Source organism: Rhodococcus sp. NPDC060084 (genome assembly GCF_042730335.1).
GTDB lineage: Bacteria > Actinomycetota > Actinomycetes > Mycobacteriales > Mycobacteriaceae > Rhodococcus.
Genome location: NZ_JBHWWX010000013.1, coordinates 87,255 through 105,725, shown reverse-complemented (window position 1 = coordinate 105,725; position 18,471 = coordinate 87,255). Strand labels below are relative to the sequence as shown.

The 18,471-nt window shown below is 69.2% G+C and carries 16 protein-coding genes; 6 read left to right on the top strand and 10 right to left on the bottom strand.

Features of this window, described 5'->3' with window-relative positions; genetic code table 11:
- Positions 1-56: 56 nt before the first annotated feature.
- Entirely contained in the window at positions 57-533 is a 477-nt protein-coding gene (locus ACFWBU_RS10200) for a VOC family protein (protein ID WP_169622132.1), read from the bottom strand.
- A 78-nt stretch (positions 534-611) separates the two neighbouring features.
- Positions 612-944, bottom strand: coding sequence for a hypothetical protein (locus tag ACFWBU_RS10195; RefSeq protein WP_169622133.1), 333 nt, complete (start codon positions 942-944; stop codon positions 612-614).
- A gap of 220 nt (positions 945-1,164) precedes the next feature.
- On the opposite strand from ACFWBU_RS10195, the gene cysK reads away from it, so the two are divergent.
- Together cysK and epsC are read left to right on the top strand one after the other, a co-directional pair.
- Positions 1,165-2,097 carry a cysteine synthase A gene (gene cysK, locus ACFWBU_RS10190; protein ID WP_169622134.1) on the top strand — a complete coding sequence of 311 codons (933 nt, stop codon included), beginning with the start codon at positions 1,165-1,167 and terminating at the stop codon, positions 2,095-2,097.
- A 4-nt stretch (positions 2,098-2,101) separates the two neighbouring features.
- Positions 2,102-2,683, top strand: coding sequence for a serine O-acetyltransferase EpsC (gene epsC, locus ACFWBU_RS10185; protein ID WP_378528176.1), 582 nt, complete (start codon positions 2,102-2,104; stop codon positions 2,681-2,683).
- A 120-nt stretch (positions 2,684-2,803) separates the two neighbouring features.
- Here epsC and ACFWBU_RS10180 read toward each other — a convergent pair whose 3' ends face one another.
- Complete coding sequence (locus ACFWBU_RS10180) at positions 2,804-4,252, bottom strand: aldehyde dehydrogenase (protein ID WP_169622136.1); 1,449 nt, start codon at positions 4,250-4,252, stop codon at positions 2,804-2,806.
- Positions 4,253-4,494: 242 nt separating this feature from the next.
- On the opposite strand from ACFWBU_RS10180, the gene ACFWBU_RS10175 reads away from it, so the two are divergent.
- Positions 4,495-4,890, top strand: coding sequence for a hypothetical protein (locus ACFWBU_RS10175; protein ID WP_169651478.1), 396 nt, complete (start codon positions 4,495-4,497; stop codon positions 4,888-4,890).
- Between the two features lie 5 nt (positions 4,891-4,895).
- Here ACFWBU_RS10175 and ACFWBU_RS10170 read toward each other — a convergent pair whose 3' ends face one another.
- From ACFWBU_RS10170 to ACFWBU_RS10160, 3 genes are all read right to left on the bottom strand, one after another.
- Positions 4,896-5,324 (bottom strand): CBS domain-containing protein, encoded by a 429-nt coding sequence (locus ACFWBU_RS10170; protein WP_169622138.1) that lies wholly within the window; start codon positions 5,322-5,324, stop codon positions 4,896-4,898.
- An 81-nt stretch (positions 5,325-5,405) separates the two neighbouring features.
- Positions 5,406-6,293 carry an ROK family protein gene (locus tag ACFWBU_RS10165; RefSeq protein ID WP_169622139.1) on the bottom strand — a complete coding sequence of 296 codons (888 nt, stop codon included), beginning with the start codon at positions 6,291-6,293 and terminating at the stop codon, positions 5,406-5,408.
- A 43-nt stretch (positions 6,294-6,336) separates the two neighbouring features.
- Complete coding sequence (locus tag ACFWBU_RS10160; protein WP_169622200.1) at positions 6,337-7,092, bottom strand: class I SAM-dependent methyltransferase; 756 nt, start codon at positions 7,090-7,092, stop codon at positions 6,337-6,339.
- 174 nt (positions 7,093-7,266) lie between these two features.
- On the opposite strand from ACFWBU_RS10160, the gene ACFWBU_RS10155 reads away from it, so the two are divergent.
- Positions 7,267-8,469, top strand: a complete 1,203-nt coding sequence (locus tag ACFWBU_RS10155; protein ID WP_169622140.1) for a glycosyltransferase family 4 protein — start codon at positions 7,267-7,269, stop codon at positions 8,467-8,469.
- Here the strand turns inward: ACFWBU_RS10155 and ACFWBU_RS10150 are convergent.
- Positions 8,407-10,149 carry a hypothetical protein gene (locus ACFWBU_RS10150; RefSeq protein ID WP_378528175.1) on the bottom strand — a complete coding sequence of 581 codons (1,743 nt, stop codon included), beginning with the start codon at positions 10,147-10,149 and terminating at the stop codon, positions 8,407-8,409. The two genes, ACFWBU_RS10155 and ACFWBU_RS10150, sit on opposite strands and share 63 nt — an antisense overlap.
- A 42-nt stretch (positions 10,150-10,191) precedes the next feature.
- On the opposite strand from ACFWBU_RS10150, the gene ACFWBU_RS10145 reads away from it, so the two are divergent.
- Positions 10,192-11,451 (top strand): polysaccharide biosynthesis protein, encoded by a 1,260-nt coding sequence (locus ACFWBU_RS10145; RefSeq protein ID WP_169622141.1) that lies wholly within the window; start codon positions 10,192-10,194, stop codon positions 11,449-11,451.
- Between the two features lie 67 nt (positions 11,452-11,518).
- Here ACFWBU_RS10145 and ACFWBU_RS10140 read toward each other — a convergent pair whose 3' ends face one another.
- Positions 11,519-12,757, bottom strand: coding sequence for a DUF3068 domain-containing protein (locus tag ACFWBU_RS10140; RefSeq protein WP_169622142.1), 1,239 nt, complete (start codon positions 12,755-12,757; stop codon positions 11,519-11,521).
- Between the two features lie 192 nt (positions 12,758-12,949).
- Here ACFWBU_RS10140 and ACFWBU_RS10135 point away from each other — a divergent pair, with 192 nt between their 5' ends.
- Positions 12,950-14,122 (top strand): acyltransferase, encoded by a 1,173-nt coding sequence (locus ACFWBU_RS10135; protein WP_169651477.1) that lies wholly within the window; start codon positions 12,950-12,952, stop codon positions 14,120-14,122.
- On the opposite strand, the gene ACFWBU_RS10130 is transcribed toward ACFWBU_RS10135, so the two are convergent.
- Together ACFWBU_RS10130 and ACFWBU_RS10125 are read right to left on the bottom strand one after the other, a co-directional pair.
- Entirely contained in the window at positions 14,011-18,306 is a 4,296-nt protein-coding gene (locus ACFWBU_RS10130; protein ID WP_378528174.1) for an alpha-(1->3)-arabinofuranosyltransferase family protein, read from the bottom strand. The genes ACFWBU_RS10135 and ACFWBU_RS10130 overlap by 112 nt on opposite strands.
- Positions 18,287-18,460, bottom strand: a complete 174-nt coding sequence (locus ACFWBU_RS10125) for a DUF2613 domain-containing protein (RefSeq protein WP_169651475.1) — start codon at positions 18,458-18,460, stop codon at positions 18,287-18,289. The genes ACFWBU_RS10130 and ACFWBU_RS10125 overlap by 20 nt, the downstream gene beginning before the upstream one ends.
- Positions 18,461-18,471: the final 11 nt, after the last annotated feature.

Below are 18,471 nucleotides of genomic sequence, written 5' to 3'. Positions count from 1 at the left end.
ACCGCGTGAGATCGGTTCGACCGATCTCATGCGGCATCCGGCTTTCCGGCCCTGTATCAGGCGTCTTGCGTGGCAGACCACTCGTCGAGCCGGCGCTTGGCTTCGGCGGGAGACACGTCTTCCACCCGCGTCATGATCGCCCAGCGGTGGCCGAAAGGATCGAGGATCGACGCGAACCGGTCTCCGGTGACGAACGTCGACGGTTCTTCGAACACGCGGGCGCCGAGTTCGACCGCCCGGGCGAACGTGGCATCGACGTCGGAGCAGTACAGGACGTAGGAGTGGTCGACCTGCTCGGTGCCGTCGGGTGCGCGCAGGCCCATCTCGGGATGCGGGTCGCTCAGTTGCAGCCGCCCGTGGCCGAAGTCGAGCTCCGCATGCAGCACGGTCCCGTCGGGACCGTCCATACGGTCGACGAGCACCGCGCCGAAGGTGTCGCGGTAGTAGTCGATGGCGCGTGCTCCGTCCTCCACGACAAGGAACGGGGTCAGCGTGGTGTAGCCGTCCGGAATCGGTTTCATCGCCTTGGTCATGCACGCCAGTGTCGACTCGAGCGCCACGCGAGTATTGAACGAACCCGACGGGCACTCGTACTGCTCGCCGACTGCGGGTCAGGGCTTGCCGCGTTTCGGCGTCTGCTCGGCGACACCGTGCCGCAGCGGTGTGTTGTCGTCGGGTGAGCTCGACGGGTCCACCGGCGACCCACCCGAGGCGCCGTCGACAGGTGGCGCGTGGGAAGGGTCGCCGCCTGTCGGCTCGGCACCGCCGGCGAGCTCGTCGAGCCGGGCGGTGAGCACCTCGAGGAAGTTCGGACGGTTCTGGTTGCCGCGCTCGTAATCGACGAGTGCCTGCAGTTGATCCTCGGTCAGCGCCCGGATGCGCGGAGCAAGTGTGCCGGGCGCGAGTTGGTCGTAATCGGGGACGGGAAGTTGCTGATCGGTCATGTTGCTGCTGTACCCGTGTGCGGGCGGGCAAACCGTCCGGAACGGCTCACGTCGACGGACAGTGCAGGACGACGTACTTGCCCTTCGGGAATAATGCCGACTAGCGGATACGTTCGTACTTCGATGGGACCTCCGCGTCCGCATGCGGCGACGGAATGGTGCAATAGACCACACGCTAGATCGATACGGCCGCAGCAGTGGCCACGAGGAGGACTCCACAATGGGGATCTACAACAATGTGACCGAGCTGGTCGGCCGCACGCCGATCGTGCGCCTGAACCGGCTGACCGAGGACGCCGGTGCGACCGTCGCCGCGAAGCTGGAGTTCTACAACCCGGCGAACAGCGTCAAGGACCGCATCGGTGTCGCGATCATCGACGCTGCCGAGCAGTCGGGTGAGCTCGCGCCCGGCGGCACGATCGTCGAGGGTACGTCCGGCAACACGGGTATCGCGCTCGCCATGGTGGGCGCTGCGCGTGGCTACAACGTCATCCTGACGATGCCGGAGACGATGTCGACCGAGCGTCGCGTCATGCTCCGCGCCTACGGAGCGCAGATCGTGCTCACCCCGGGTTCCGAGGGCATGAAGGGCGCGGTCGCCAAGGCCGAGGAGATCGTGGCGAACACGGAGAACGCGATCCTCGCGCGCCAGTTCGGCAACCCCGCCAACCCGGCGATCCACGAGCGCACCACGGGTGAAGAGGTCTGGAACGACACCGACGGCGCCGTCGACATCTTCGTCGCGGGCATCGGTACCGGCGGCACCCTCACGGGCGTCGGCCGCACCCTCAAGGCGCGCAAGCCCGACGTGAAGATCGTCGGTGTCGAGCCCGCCGATTCGCCGATCCTCACCGGCGGTGAGCCCGGACCGCACAAGATCCAGGGCATCGGCGCGAACTTCGTGCCCGACGTTCTCGATCGCGAGATCTACGACGAGATCATCGACGTCAAGTTCAACGACGCCATCGACGTCGCCCGCCGTCTGGGCACCGAGGAAGGCATCCTCGGCGGCATCTCGGCCGGTGCCAACGTGTGGGCTGCACTCGAGATCGCGAAGCGCCCGGAGAACGCCGGCAAGCTGATCGTCGTCGTCGTGCCCGACTTCGGCGAGCGCTACATCTCCACCCCGCTGTTCGAGCACATCCGGGACTGATTCCGTGCTCGGTATTCTCCGCACCGTTCGTGAAGATCTGCAGGCTGCGCGCGGACAGGACCCGGCCGCGCGCAGCAACGCGGAGAACGCAATCGTCTATTCCGGCCTGCACGCGATCTGGTCGCACCGGATCGCCCACAAGATGTGGGCGGTGCCTGCCCTGCGCGGCCCCGCTCGGGTTCTCGCGCAGTTCACCCGGTTTCTCACCGGCATCGAGATCCACCCGGGGGCGACGATCGGGCGACGCTTCTTCATCGATCACGGGATGGGCGTCGTCATCGGTGAGACGGCGGAGATCGGCGACGACGTCATGCTGTACCACGGCGTGACGCTCGGGGGTCGGGCGCTCGTCAAGCGCAAGCGCCACCCCACGCTGGGTAACCGCGTGACTGTCGGAGCCGGGGCGAAGATCCTCGGACCCGTCGTCATCGGGGACGACAGTGCGGTCGGCGCGAACGCCGTCGTCACGCACGACGTGCCGGCCGATTCCGTCGCGACCGGCATTCCGGCGACCGTGCGGTCGCGGCGGCAGCACGAGCCGCTCGTCGATCCGACGACGTTCATCGATCCCGCGATGTACATCTGACTGCTGCTTCGGTTTCCGCTGAAGCGAGAAGGGTGGCACCCGGTCTTCCGACCGAGTGCCACCCTTCTGCTGTGCGCAGTGTCGCGCGGATCAATCCTGTCCGGATCGACCCTGTGCGGATCAGTCCTGGTATCCGGGCGGGTAGAGAACAGACTTGGTCTCGCAGAACGCCTCGAGGCCTTCCGGCCCGTTCTCGCGTCCGATGCCCGAGTTCTTGTACCCGCCGAAGGGCGAACCGGGATCGAATGCGTACCAGTTGATTCCGTACGTGCCGGTGCGCACGCGCGACGCGATGTCCAGGCCCTTCTCCACATCGGTGGTGTACACCGACCCTGCCAGCCCGTAGTCGGAGTCGTTGGCGATCTTCACGGCCTCGTCGACGCTGTCGTAGGGCAGCACGCACAGGACGGGTCCGAAGATCTCCTCGCGGGCGATCGTCATGGAATTGTCGACGTCGGCGAAGACGGTGGGCTCGACGAAGTATCCCGTGTCGAGTCCGGCGGGGCGGCCGCCGCCGAGAACGAGGCGCGCGCCTTCTTCGAGGCCCTTGGCGATGTACCCCTCGACACGTTCACGCTGCTTGGCGGAGATCAGTGGGCCGAGCTGTGCGCTGTCGTCGGACGGCGGCCCGACGGGGAAGAACGCTGCGGTGGCGACGATCTTCTCGACGACTTCGTCGTACCGGGATCGCGGCGCCAGGATCCGGGTCTGGCCGACACATGCCTGTCCGGTGTTCATCAGGCCCGACATCACGAGCATCGCGATGGTGGAGTCGAGATCGGCGTCCTCGAGGATGATGGCCGCGGACTTGCCGCCGAGTTCGAGTGAGCACCGCTTGAGGTTGCGTGCGGCGATCTCGCCGATGTGCTTGCCCACGGCCGTCGAACCGGTGAAGGTGATCTTGTCGAGATCGGGGTGCGAGACGAGGTACTCGCCGGTCTCGGCGCCACCGGGGACCACCGACAGGACACCCTCGGGAAGCCCTGCCTCCGTGAAGATCTCCGCGACGACGTTGACTGCCAAGGGAGATTCGGGTGCGGGCTTGAGGACCACGCTGCAGCCCGCGAGCAGGGCGGGGCCGAGCTTGTTGGCGCACAGGAACAAAGGCACGTTCCAGGCGATGACGGCGCCGACGACGCCGACGGGCTCACGGGTGACACGCGAGCGGCCGAACGAACCGGTCCGCTCGTCGGTCCACTGGAACGTCTCGGCAAGTCCTGCATAGTAATTGAGCGTCGCGAGCGACGGCGTCATCTGCATCATCTGGACCGAGGCGGCAGGCTGCCCCATTTCGGACGAGACGAGCGACGCGAGGTCGGCGGCGCGTTCTTCCATCAGCTTCGCGGCCTTCGCGATGACCTGGCCGCGTTCGGCCGGGGACATGCGGGGCCACGGCCCGTCGTCGAACGCGCGGCGAGCGGCGGCGACTGCGGCGTCGACGTCCTCGGGTCCTGCGACGGGAACCGATCCGACGCGTTCCTCCGTGGCAGGGGAGAACACCTCGAGCTTCTCGTCGGTCGACGGTTCCACCCAATGCCCGCCGATGAACAACTTGTCGTAGTCGGTCATGTCCGCTTCCTCACCAGTTGCTGTTCGCTCATGTAAAGGCAGGTTCGTGGTTCGGTGCCGACGATCCCGCGGCCCACCTGTGACCTCGAACACTAGAACAGGTTACAGGTTTTTGGAAAGAGTGCGGGCGACCGGTGGCGGGAAACCGTTGTGATGACCACACTGGAGAGTGCCTGGGGTCACGCGACGGACGGTCACGGGCCATGACGCTCGGTCACGGGCCAACGGTCAGGAGACAAACAATGGCGGAGAACAACCCCTTCGGATTCGATCCGGACGACCTCGACCGCGTGGTCCGTGAAGCCGGGGAGGAGCTACGACAGCTCAAGGACCGGGTGCTGTCGTTCCTCGACGCACCGGAACAGCCGCGCTCCCCTCGGAGCGCACCCACGCCCGAGACGACGGGCGACACCGGAGCCGGTGTGTGGGTCGTCTACAACTGCGACGAGGACGGCGTGGTGCGCGTCGACCAGGTCTACCCCGCCGAACTCGACGCACTGCGTGCGCTCAAGGGCAACACGGATCCGACCAGATCGGTGCGGTTCCTGCCGTACGGGATGAGCGTGAGCGTCCTCGACAGGCCGAACAAGACCGCGTCGGACGACGAGACGGAGACCGCCGAGGACTCCGGCCTGTAACGGGCTCAACCTCGGTGGATGTACGACTCGAGCTGGTCGCGCTCGGCTTCGAGTTCGTCGAGGCGGCTCTTGACCACGTCGCCGATGCTGACGATGCCGACGAGGCGGCCGTCCTCGACCACGGGTAGGTGACGCACCCGCCTCGAGGTCATGGTTTCGGCGAGACTGTCCACCGTGTCGGTGGGCAGGCAGGTCGTCACGTCGGTGGTCATGAGGTTCCGCGCCTGATCGGCGAGGATGGACGGCCCGCGGTGGTTGAGACTGCGCACCACGTCGCGCTCGGTGATGATGCCGACCACCGCCCCGTCCTCGACGACGACCATCGCCCCGATGTTGTAGCGGGCGAAATCTCCGAGCAGCTCACAGATCGGCGTCTCGGGTGGGACGGTGCAGACTCCCGAACCCTTGTTCCGCAAAATCTCAGCAATCCGCATCCCGGTACCGCCGATCGATCCGCTGGAAGAGTGGTACGTCAGAGGGTAGGGCAGTGTCCCGCGCGCGCAGGACTTGGTTATCTAGTCGTGACCTGCGGCGAGGAGCGACGCGCCGGCCAGCGTGCCCAGTGCGCCGAGTTCGGCGGGCACGACGCGCACCTCGCGCAGGAAACCGAGGCGGGCATGCCGCGTCGTCGACGCCAGCAACGGTCGCCACAGGTGCGTCCCGGACTGTGCGAATCCGCCACCGACCACAACGTGCGAGACATCGGCCAGGGCTACCGCCGATGCGATGACCTGCCCCAGCGCGGTTCCCGCGCGTTCGAGTGCGGCTGCCGCCACGCCGCTGCCTGCCTGTGCGTCGGCAGCGAGGGCGGTGCCGTCGGATCCCTCCCAGCCGTGCAGCCGCGCCCACCGCACCGCTGCCGGCCCGCTCGCGACGGTCTCGATACATCCGACCCCGCCGCACGCACACACCGCGGTGCCGTACGCCGAGACCATGTGCCCGATGTGGCCGGCGTTGCCGGTGCGGCCCGTGACGATCCGGCCGCCGAGCACCAGCCCGCCTCCGATGCCGGTACCGACGACGACGCCGAGCAGGTCGGCCACGCCGCGCCCGGCGCCGAAGCGCTGTTCGCCCAGCGCGGCGGCCGCTCCGTCCATCGCGAGCCGTACCCGGGCACCCGGGAACAGACTGCGGACCGCATCGGCCAGCGGGAACCCGCTCGCCCATTCGGTGATGTTGATGGGAAACACCGTGCCCCGCGCGGTGTCGACCGGGCCGGCCGCGGCGATCCCGACCGCCGTGACCGGTTCGGTGCCGGCGACCTCCCGCAACAACGCTGCGCACGTCTCCCACACCCCTGCGGCTGGCACGGGTACGGACTGCGGTTCGAGAGGTGTCGCGTCATCGGCGACGGTGGCCGCGGCAATTTTGGTGCCGCCGACGTCGAGTGCCAGTGCGGTCATACCGTGACCCTAGGGGATGCCTGCAGCAGGACCCACCGGGACGTCACCGGCGTTGCATCACGAGAACCAGGTTGCTCACAAGGATTTCGCGGATCCACGGCACCTTCACGAGCCACCACGCCCACCGCGGGTGATACCGCGGGAACGCGGCGAGCAGGGTGCCTTCGGTACTCGAGCGCGCCCAGCGCAGACCGTCGGCCGCTCCCACTTCGAACAGGGACTGCCCGTACCGGTTCTTCGGCTCGCGGCCGTGCTTGCGCGCATACCGGCGCGCCGCGTACTCACCGCCGAATGCGTGCCACGGCCCGGTCTCGTGGCCCCCGAAAGGTCCCCACCACAACGTGTAGGACAGCACCATCAACCCGCCCGGTCGCGTCACCCGCAACATCTCGTCGGCCATCACCCAGGGGGCCGGGACGTGCTCCGCGACATTCGACGAGAAGCACACATCCACCGACCCGTCCCGCAGCGGCAACGCCAGCCCCGACCCGCGGATCGCGCCGCCCACCCGGAGGCCCGCCGCGTGCATCTCGGACGGGTCCGGCTCGATCGGGACATAACGGGCCCCGACGGCGTTGAAGGCATCCGCGAAGTATCCGGGTCCGCCGCCGACGTCGACGACCGTCGTGCCGGCCAGCCCGGTGCCGGTCGCGCCGGTGTGCAGATCGCCGATCAGATCGACGGTGTCGCGGGCGAGCCCGCCGTAGAACTTGTCGGGCGCGGACTGCTCGAAACGGAAACTGCTCAGCAGGCCGGCCGACCGCCGCAACGTCGCGCGTCGTGCGAAGAGCCGGGTCACGCTGGAGTCGGGCGCGGTCGGAGAAGGCACGTCGAGACACCTTAGTGTGAGGCCGACGGACGCTCTCCATACCTATGGCGCGGCGTACCCGTTAGGGTGTTCGTTGTCATACCTAGGCCCTCCCGGGTCACACACCGGTCCCTTCGGGACGTCGCAAGATATTGGGGGCTCCGCGTGCAGGAGGTACTGCTGCTCTGCTGGCGTGACACCGGACACCCTCAAGGGGGTGGCAGTGAGCGGTACCTGGAGCAGGTAGGAGCCCAGCTCGCTGCGCGCGGTATCAAGGTCACGCTGCGTACCGCGTCGTATCCCGGTGCCCGCCGCCGCGACAGCGTGGACGGTATCGACATCAGTCGCGGTGGTGGCCGGCTGACGGTGTACCCCCGAGCGCTGGCCGCGATCCTGGCCGGCCGGTTCGGTGTCGGCCCGCTCGCCGGAATCCGGCCCGACGCTGTCATCGACACCCAGAACGGCATCCCGTTCTTCGCGCGGGTTGTCGCCGGCGCACCGGTCACCCTTCTCGTGCACCACTGCCACCGTGAGCAATGGCCCGTGGCGGGACGCCTGATGGCCAAGCTCGGCTGGTGGATCGAATCGTCGCTGTCACCGCGCGTGCATCGCCGCAACCAGTACCTCACGGTGTCCCTGCCGTCCGCCGACGAACTGCGCGCGCTCGGCGTCGACCGGGAGCGCATCGCGGTGGTGCGCAACGGCGCCGACGCGATACCTGCCGGGGTCGCACCCGGCGACGACCACACCCGTACCGAGCACCCGAGCCTGTGTGTGCTGTCGCGGCTCGTACCGCACAAGCAGATCGAAGATGCGCTCGGTGCTGTCGCGGCGCTGCGCGGCCGAATCCCCGGTCTGCATCTCGATGTCATCGGCGGCGGATGGTGGGAGCAGAATCTGCGCGACGCCGCCGCAGACCTCGGGATCGCGGACGCGGTGACGTTCCACGGCCACGTCCCGGAGGATCGCAAGCACGAACTCCTCTCCCGCGCATGGCTCCACGTCATGCCCTCCCGCAAGGAAGGGTGGGGTCTGGCGGTGGTCGAAGCCGCCCAGCACGGTGTGCCCACCATCGGCTACCGGAGTTCGAAGGGCCTGACCGATTCCATCATCGACGGGGTGACCGGGTTGCTCGTCGACTCCCCGGCCGAGTTGACCGATGCCGTCGCCGACCTTCTCGAGGACCGCGGGCGCCTGCGTCAACTCGGTGCGAAGGCACGCATCCGGGCCGGGGAGTTCTCGTGGGAGGCGACCGGCGACGGAGTGTTCGACGTGCTTGCCGGTACCACCCGTGGTCAGCCTGTATCAGGACTGTTTCCGAGGACGGGCGAACCGCTGCACCAGCACGCCCACCACGCCGCAGGCTGAGAGCAGCAGCCACACCACGTGTGCCGCGATGGCGGATGCACGGTGCGGAGAGGCGTCCGTGGTCACGCCGTCCACGCGGTAGAGACTCAGATCGTCGTCGCTGTAGACCGGCTCGAGCGCGGCCAGAGTCCGCTGCGACTCGCCCCGATCTCCGGGGGTGCGGTGCTCGACGAGCACCCAGCCCACCCCCTCCGCGGCGAGCGTGTCGGGACCGGCGCCGGTGAGCAGGAGTCGTTCCACTTCCTCCGCGCGGTGCCCCTCGCCGGCCACCGTGCCCCCGGCCACCAGCAGGGTCCCGGTCTGCAACACGTCCGCGCGCACCATGCGCGGAGCCGGATCCAGCACGGCGGCCGGACCGGCGAAATCGAAGATCCGGAACATGCCACCGGGGAGCACGGCCACGTCGCCGTCGCGTGCGGTCACGTACTCGGTGACCTTCTGCCACCCGTCCGGGTAGCGGACGGGACGGACCTGCCCGGAGACGCCCCACGCGAGGTCGGGCAGTGCGAGGACGAGTCCCGCGACCACCACTGCCGCCCAGATCGGGGGACCGGAGAATCGACGTTGTAGTGCCCCGACGCCCGCTGCTGCGGCGAGCGCGTAGCCGGGCATCGCCACCGCCACCCACTTCTGGGTGTCCCGGAGCAGCCCCACGCCGGGCACGTTCGCCATCGACCATTCGCCGGCAGCGAGTCCAGGGCCCGTCGCGGCCAGGGCCGGTCCGAGCACTGCGACCGCGGCGAGCACACCGGCGGCGACGACCACGGGATGACGACGACGTCGCCACAGCGCCGGCACACCGCACGCGACGATGCCGAGCAGCAGCAACGTGCCGACGAGCGCCCACGGGGTGGTGCGGGAGCCCGGCACGGCATCGCCGTTCCAGATGCCGCCGAGTCCCGCGAGGGAACCGAGGGTGCCGAGGAGTGGTTCTGCCCGCGCGGCGAACGCACGCACACCGGCCGGGTCGGCTTCGGTTCCTCCACCGGCCAGGAGAGTGGCGGTGAGCCACGGCAGCGACGCAAGGACGGTGAAGGCAACGGCCCCCGCCACCCGCACGACCGTCGAATTCCGGCCCCCGGGCAGGGCAAGAACGGCGAGCGTCACCACGGCGGCGAGCAGCACCCCGGTGGGCGTCAGCCCGGCCGCTGCCAGGCACACCGCCAGCGCGGGCCATCCACCACGCTGCCGACGTCGGATCGACACGGCCGCGCATATCGCCCAGGGCAGCGCCGCGTATCCGGCGAGCAGGCTCCAATGGCCTTGCAGCAGGCGCTCCGCCACATAGGGATTCCAGATGGCGACCGTCGCCGCCACCACTTGGGCTGCCACCCCGGCCCGCGGCAGAACGACGGCCACGAGACGTGCCGCTCCCCATCCCGCCGCCCACACCGACAGTGCGAGGATCGCGCTCACCGCGACCCCACCGTCCATCACCGTGGTCACCCACGCGAGCAGCGCATCCTGGGGGACCGCGCGGGCTGCCGCGTCGGACAGCCCGAGAGACGAGTCGGTGAGGAAAGACCGCGGCGTGCTCACCGCGTCGCGCAGGAGCAGGTAACCGGGTGAGGTGAGGAGCGGGCCGAGCACGACGAACGTCAGGAGCAGCGACCACAGTGCCGGCACCGACCGCACCGGCAACACCGGTGCGACCGACCGCGAGGACACCGGCGTCAGCATGGCGGCAGAATACGGGGTCCGCACTGATGCGAGGATGGGCGGATGCCTCGACCCGAGACCACGCGCCGGTCGGCTGCCGCTGGAATGACGATGGTGACCGTCGGGGCGATGACGGCCAACATCGCGGCCTACCTGCTGCACCTGCCCGCGGGCAGATGGCTCGGCCCCGCCGGGTACGGCGAGTTCGCGAGCCTGCTCGCCGCCCAACTCGTGCTGGCGGTCCCCGCGCTCGCGTTGCAGACGGTCGTGGCGCGCGAGGCTGTGCACGGCAGCAGCGTCGCGGTGCTGCGGCGCCTCGGGTACCGGTGCGCCGCCTGGGCGGGCCTCGCCGCGCTGGTTCTCGTTCCCGTGGTGGCGTGGGCACTCGACACCAGCGTCGCCGGTGCGTTCGGATCTCTCGTGACGGCGCCCCTGCTCGTCCTTCTCGCGGCCGAACAGGGCCTTCTCCAGGGGCGTGGCAGGTTCGCGGCGCTCAGCGTCGTGCTGGCCACAGCGGGCATCGCGAAGGTCGCCCCGGCGGTTGTCGTGCTCATGCTCGGTGGCGGACCCGGGGCGGCGCTGTTCGCCGGCGCTGTGGGGACCGGCATCACCGCGATCTTTGCGTCCGTCCTCGTCGGGCGCACCGATCCGGCTGACGCGGGGTCCTCCTGGACGCCGTCCGCCGGTGCGATCCTGCGCGCCTCCCAGGTGCAACTCGCGCTGATCGCGCTGACCTCACTCGATCTGCTGCTCGCCCGGATGGTGCTGGACCCGGAGTCCGCAGGCCTGTATGCCCTCGGTGCTGTCGCGACGAAGGTGGCGTTCTGGCTGCCGCAGGCTGTGGGTGTGGTGCTCTATCCACGAATGGCCGATCCGGCGGAGTCCGCGGGGGCGGTGCGGTCCGCGCTGACGGTGCTCGTGGCGCTGGGCGCGGCGCTCGTCGCGGCAGCAGCGTTGTGTGCACCGCTCGTCCCGCTGCTCGTGGGAGATGCGTACCGGCCTGTGCAGTCGTTGCTGTGGATGTTCGCCCTCCAGGGAGCGTGCCTGGCGGTGCTGCAGGGCGCGCTGCTGTCGGCGATCGCGGGCGAGCGCACGCACCTGGCACTGGTCGCATGGGCCGGTCTTCTCGTCGAGGTGATCCTGATGGTGACGGTGGCGTCGACGATCGAGCAGTTCGTCGGCGTCGCGGTGGGGGTGGCGGCCACGACCGCCGCGGTGGTCGCAGTGCTGGCCGTACGAACCGCCGCCGCGTCCGCCCCACGCCCGGACAGCGAACCCAGCCCGGGCAGCGGACCCAGCCCGGGCAGCGGACTCACGACCTGACCCACAACGACACCGCCCCCACCGTGAACGGTGGGGGCGGTGTCGTTGTTCTTTGCGCTGCGCGTGCCTACTGCTGCGGAGGCTTCCGCAGGTCGGTGCGCGGGATCTCCTGCGTCTGATCGGTGGTCCAGTCACGCTGCTGCGTGTCCGAGCCCTGATCGTTCCGCGGGATGACCTCGGTCCTGTCGTCGGTGTAGTCCCGCTGCGGCGACGCGGAGTGCGCCGGTCCCACCGTCGTGGTGGCCGGGCCGGCCGGCGACGGTCCGGTGGTGGCAGCGGCACGACGGCCACCGTTCTGTCCGCCACGGAGACCGAGCACGATGCCCGCGATCAGCAGGATCGCGCCGAGGATGCCGAGGATGATCGGCACGGTACGACCGAACAGGGACAGCTGATCCTGTCCGTCCTTGGCCTGGCCGATCTGGTACTCGACGGTTTCCTCGTCGAACGGCAGTGTCACGTCGAGAATCGTCACCTCGGGGGTGTCGGCTTCGCGTGCGTAGTACTGGTTCTGTGCTTCCTGGCCCTTGACCACGACACCCGTGATGGGGTCGACCCACAGGTCGCGGACGTTGTTGTACCAGCGGGTCATCGTGATCGGCTCGTCACCCTCACCGACACCCCACGTGGAAGCGGGAAGGCTCAGCTTGTAGGTCGGGACCTCGGGATCGGCCTCGGACAGGTCGATCGGTCCGACTTCCTGGCTGAAGTGGTAGACCGCCATGCCGTTGATCTCTTCCTCACCCTTGAACTCGAGGGGGAAGGTCTCACGCGCGTTGATGTCGTAGTAGGGGTACGACTCCTGCTTGACATCGAACGGGAACTTGTACTGCAGGCCGTCGCGGTCGCCGAGATCGGTGGGCGGCGCGTCGGCAGTCGACTGCACCGTGCTCACCCGATCGGCGAAGTCCTCGGACGACACGGGCATCGACGTGTCGCGGTCGATCGTGACGCGGTCGACGGTCGCCGACACCAGTCCGGTGTCGCCCTGCATGTCGAGGCGACGCACCGTCTGACCCGCCTGGAGGGTCATGATGTCGCCGTCTGCGGGATCTTCCACCGTCACGTAACGCTGCGCCACGATCGGGACGTCCCTGTCGACCTGAGCATTGCCTGCGAGCAGGGCTCGGGAATTGAGGATGTCACCCGTGCCCTCGGCAACGGTGGTCACCTCGAGGTCGAGGGGTGTAGTCGCCAATTTGCCGACAGTGTAGGTCGGTACGAGAATTGCGATTACCAGGAGGAACGCCCCCAGGCCTATCAGAATCAACGCAAGTATCCGGCCGGAGCTCGAACGCTCAGCCATGCTGTCTCTCCTCACTCAACGGGTTGTCATCGAGTACCCCCACCGGCAGCAGGGCTGCACGGATCGCCTTGGCATCCGACCCGCGAACGCCACGTGAGCCAAGACACTAACAGTCCGCGGTGCTCGGTTGCTCGTGGCTCGTGACGAACCCGCATTTACGCGGGTGTGCCTGGGCGGGCACACTGGTCGCCGATGAGTAGTACAAGGGTCTCCGGCCCCCGCGTAAACGGGTTTCTCCCGGCGCTGGAGGGCATGCGCGGACTGGCATCGGTCGCCGTGGTGGTGACCCACGTCGCTTTCCAGACCGGTGCCGTGCACGAGTCGGCGCTCGGACGCGTGTGGGGTCGGCTGGACCTGGCCGTCGCCCTGTTCTTCGCCTTGTCGGGATTTCTGCTGTGGCGCCCGCACGCAGCCGAGGCCCGCGGTCTCGGCCCGCGGCCGTCTGCCCGGCGGTATCTGGTGTCGCGCGCGACGCGCATCCTGCCCGCCTACTGGATCGCGGTGATCCTGGTGCTGTGGCTGCTCCCCGGCGCCGGCGGCGGAGCCACGGTGTGGTGGGCGAACCTGACGTTCACGCAGGTCTTCGTGCCGCTCACCCTCACCGAGGGGCTCACCCAGATGTGGAGCCTGTCGGTGGAGGTCGCGTTCTATGCGGCGCTGCCGCTGATGGCGCTCGCCGTCTGCCGGTTGCGGGGCCCGGCCGCACGGATCCGGATTCCGCTCCTGCTCGGAGTGAGCGTGCTCTCGCTGCTGTGGGTGTGGTTGCCGATACCGACTCCCGAGCACATCAATCACGAGAACTGGCTGCCGGGGTATCTGCCCTGGTTCGCCGCCGGAATAGTGCTCGCCGAATTGGTGACCGGTCCCAGGACCTGGGTGCACCGGATCGCGGAGCGCCGGTACCTGATGCTGGGGATCGCGGCGGTCACATTCGGTCTGGCGACGACTCCGCTTGCCGGACCGAAGACGCTCACCGACCTCGAACCGTGGGAGTACAGCAACAAGATCGTGCTGGGCGCGATCATGAGTTTCGCGCTGCTCGCTCCGCTGGTCCTCGCCCCGCGCGAGCACCACGGATTCCTCGCGAGCGCGCCGGCGCTCGCGGTGGGGCGCTGGTCCTACGGCTTGTTCATCTGGCATCTCGCGGTGATGGCGATCATCTTCCCCGTCTTCGGGATCGCACCGTTCCAGGGGCATTTCTGGCCGGTGCTGGCCGTGACCTTCGTGCTCAGCGTTGCGATCGCGTCGGCCAGTTACGCGCTCGTGGAGGTGCCCGCGCGTGAGGCCTTCCAGCGTTGGGACCGCTCTCGCAAGGGCAGGGCGGCGAGCCCCACCGCGACGAGTCCCACCAGCGCCGCGAGCTGAATCAGGTACGAGTGCCCGACGTAGCCGTCGGGTGAGCGCCACGGCCCGGTGGACAACAGGGCCATCGCGAGCACGGTGGCACCGCCGGCAGTTCCCACGAGCAGACGCGATGCGGCTCGCCGACCCCAGCGTCGGGTCGCGGTGACGAGTCCCAGGGTGCCGAGGACCGCGACGACGGCACCTGCACCGCCGGCCACGACGACGGCAGCGGCGAGGACACCGGCCAGTCCGGCGACCGGCGACCGCCATGTGCGCGGTGCGGGACCGGGATCGGAGGCGCGCCGACGCGAGAGCGGCCACAGGGCCAGCGCGAACAGCGGCACCAGCAGCGCCAGTCCACCGAAGATCCCCACCCGGTACCAGCGGTCGGTCGTGAACTCGAGCGTCAGTGTGCTGTCCGGTCCGGCGGGCAGTATCCACCCCTGCTGCCAGCCGTCGACGACGACAGGGGTGGGCTCGAGACCGTCGGTGCTGCTGCTCGCCACCCAGCCGATGTTGGTGCTTTCCGGGATCACGACGAGCCGGTCCTCGTCGCTCGCGGGCACGGTGAGCTCCCGCAGGTTCGCGGACCAGGCGCCGGTCTCCAACTCCACCGGGGACACGGCCGGGGCGTCGGCGCCCGGCACCGTCAGTTGCAGGCGGGACACGATGAACGGGGTTCCCGGCGACACGTCGACGTCGACGCGACCGGCGTTCATGCCCACCGCATCGGTATCGCAGAGCGTCGCCGGCACTTCGGCCCCGGCGGCGAGATCGGCAACGCTCGCCGTCACCGACGTGCGGTAGGGCTGCCCGTCGACGGTGACCACCGGGCCGTCGTCGCAGCCGACCGTCACCTCCCGGTCGTAGATCCGGTCCTGCGCACCGATCGGGCCGTCGTCACCGCGGACGGTCACCTCGGCGATACCCGGGGGCGCAAGCTTCGAGAATCCCAGCACCGTGCGGTCGAGGACGTCGTCCCAGCGGAGAACGGTCAGCGTGATCCGGTCGGTGACATGCGGAGCGAGGTCCAGTGTGGTGGTGCCTTCGCTCAGCTCACGTACCTGTGGACCGTTCCCGAGGTTCACCGCGATCGCGCGTGGCGCGACGGGCAGCACTCCCAGCGACGTCGCGATGTCGAGGCCGGTGACCCGTTGCGGTGACGGCAGTTCCAGCGTCAGCGTCGGGCGGGGTCCGCCGGGTGCGAGGGAGCGTTCGTCGGCCGCCCACGATGTGCGCGGGTCCCCGTCGGTGGCGGCGAACGCCGACCCCTGCAGATCCACGACTTCCGCGTCACCGCGGGCGACGACGCGATCGGTGCGGTCGATGACATCGTCGAGTGCGGGCCCGGGGCGCACGCGCAGCCACAGGTCCGGTTCGACGACGGTCGCGGCAGGCACCTCGAGCGTGCGTGTGAAGAGGTTGGGTTCTTCCGTCGACGTCGCGAGTCCCCGCGCGCAGCGCACCCGGTCCGGGGTGTCGACGCAACTGCCGCGTCCGGGGAATTCCTGTCCGAGATCCCAGCCGCGCACCGTGACACCCTCCGCGGGTCCCGGAACGACGATGCGGCGCCGGATGTCGAGGCGCTCGGGGTTGCGGCCGTCGGTGAATTCGTCGACCGCAAGTTCCGCGATCCCGAATTGGTTTCCGCGCGAACCACTTTCGGTGTGGGTCGAGGTGATGCGGATCCACGACGTGGTACCGAGCGGCAACGCGACGGTCTGAGGGCGGCCGGGCTCCTCGACCCGCACGGCGGTACTGCCCCGCTCGGTGGTCACTTCGAGCCACCGGACGGGATCGCCGAGCGCACCGGAACTGGTGGTCAGTTGCAGCATGCCCGAGTGGACCGGGGTGTCGAGATCGAGTTGCAACCACTGTCCGACGGCGGATTCGAGGCCGTTGCTGTGCCACCCGGTGGTGGGATCTCCGTCGACGACGGCTGCGGGCCCGCTGCCCACCGCGGTGCCTCCGAGTTGCGTGGCGTCCGACGCCGCGCTCGACACGGTGATCCGTGCGCCTTCCCATTCGGCACGGACGAGTTCGGCGCCGGGCACCGGATAGTCGGGTACCGCGTTGCGGGTGCGGCGTGGGTCGTCCGCGGCACGAATCGCCGACGAGTGGTGATCGACCTGGCCGTAGTCGGTTTCCCGGTCGGTGGGGGTGTCGGTGACGGTGGCCTCGTCGACGGGCAGCCCCGTGCGGGCAGCGTCGGCGGAGAGAAGCGTGGGCCCGGCCAGATCCGGGTCTCCCGCGCGGAGGTTGAGCAGCGATTCGGGACCGCCCTGGACGACGGGCACATCGGCCGCGTCCACCATGTACGGCCCGATGGGTGTCGATTCGGTAGCCGCGACCTTGTAGATCTCGACTGCGGGATATGCCGGCCGCAGGTCCGCGTCGGTCACGAACCCGTCGGCGCTCGCCGACACGATGTCGTTGCCGAACCGGGCGACGCGCTCGATCCCGGGCGACTCGTCGAGGGCTCGATGGACGAGTGCGGGTCGCGCGGACGGGGACGTCTCGGGATCGAGGTCGTTGCGCACCACGAGGAACCCGATGCCCTGGCCACGCAGGGTTGCGGCGAGTCCCGGCGACGGGCGGCCGTCCGCGATCTGCCGTTGCACCGAATCGAGGGCGCGGATCGCTCCGGGCGGGACGAGGGGCACGGCGTCGCGCGACGCCCACGGCGTGGTTGCGAGCGCCTGCAGCGGCTCGTCGCGCGTCAGTCCCCAGATCTGGCTGCCGAACGGTGCCCCGGGCACGATCAGAGCACGTTCGCCGCGTTCGTCGGTGTGCTCGTCGAGCCATGCGGCGGTGGCGTGCCAGTAGTCCGGAACCTCGTCGTAGGCGCCGCGCGGCGCGAGCTTCCCTGTCCACGCCAGCGACGTGGCGAGGGTGAGGGCGACAAGGATGAGCGTGGCGCACGCGACCATCGGGTTGCGTTCGGGGTGGGCGAACGCCGTCCGGGTGCGCGCCCACGGCACCGAACCGGGAAGCGGAACCCGGCGCAGCAGGTGCGCGAGACCGAGCACGAGCGGCAGCCGCACCAGCGGTTCCAGTTTGTGCACGTTGCGCAACGGCGCGCCCGTGGAGTCGAGGAACGCGCGCACCTGATCGGCGACCGGCGATCCGAGCTCCCCGGCATATCCGGCGCCGAGGCCCGCGATTCCGACGAACAGGATCAGCGTGAGCCGGCCACGTGCCGGCATCGAGCGCATCGCGAGCCCGGCCAGTCCGGCGGCGGCGATCGCACCGGTGACGAGCACGGCGGCGGGCTGTGTGACCAGTACGGCGCCGGCGATGCGTTCGGGTGAGACGAACGGCGTCCAGCTGCTCGTTCCGCGAAGAACTTCCGCGAGCGATGTCCACTGGGTGGTCACACCCGACGATTCGATGAAGTCGAGGAACGGCGGGCTGACGCGGCCGAGCAGGAGCAGCGGCACCATCCACCACGTCACGGCGACGAGGCACAGCGGTATCCACCACGCCGTGAACCGCCACCATCGGCGGTTGGGCTTGTGCGCGGCCCACCACAACGCTGCGATCAGGCATGCAGCGGCCGTCGCGACGGCATTGATCGCACCCATGAGCGCGACTGCCGCGGCCGATTGCGCCGCGAGCCTGCGCGGCGAACCCACGTACCGAGTGCTCAGATACCGCACCACCGGCAGGAGCACCCACGGGGCGAGCATCATCGGATGCGCTTCGGACGAGATGGATCCGAGCGTGGTCAGAACGCGGGGGGAGAGAACGAACACGGCCGCCGCGACAACGCGGGAACCGCGGTTCCCGACTCCGAGGGCCTCGGCGAGCCGCACGATTCCCCAGAACCCGACGACGAGCAGCACCGCCCACCAGGCACGCTGCGTGATCCACGGCGGGATGTGCAGCAGCTGCCCGGCGGCGAAGAACGTGCCGTGAGGAAAGAAGTAGCCGTACGCCTGGTTTTGTACCTGTCCCAGCGGTGCGGTGCTACTCCACTGGTGAGCGGCGCGCGCGAGGAATCCGAGAGGGTTCTGTGTCAGGTCGTACTTCGTGTCGGCGACGACCAGGCCTGGAACCTGAGCGAACGACAACAGCACTGCCACCACGGTGGCGCCGAACAGCCACCGGCGGGACAGGGGTTCGGCGGACGGAGTGTCCGTCGCGCCTCGGTACGTGAGTGAACTCGAAGCGTTGCCGGAGCCGTCAGCGGCTGCCGTACTCAACCTGGTTCAGGAGGGAGGACTCGGCGTTTCCGCTGCGGTCGATCTGGGGACGCGTGTTCTCCTGCACTGCAGCAGTAACTCCGAACACCGCGACGACGCCGAGAACAGCACCGATTACCGCGCTGCCCAGGCCCGGACCCAGGAACTTCGCCATACCAATCTCCC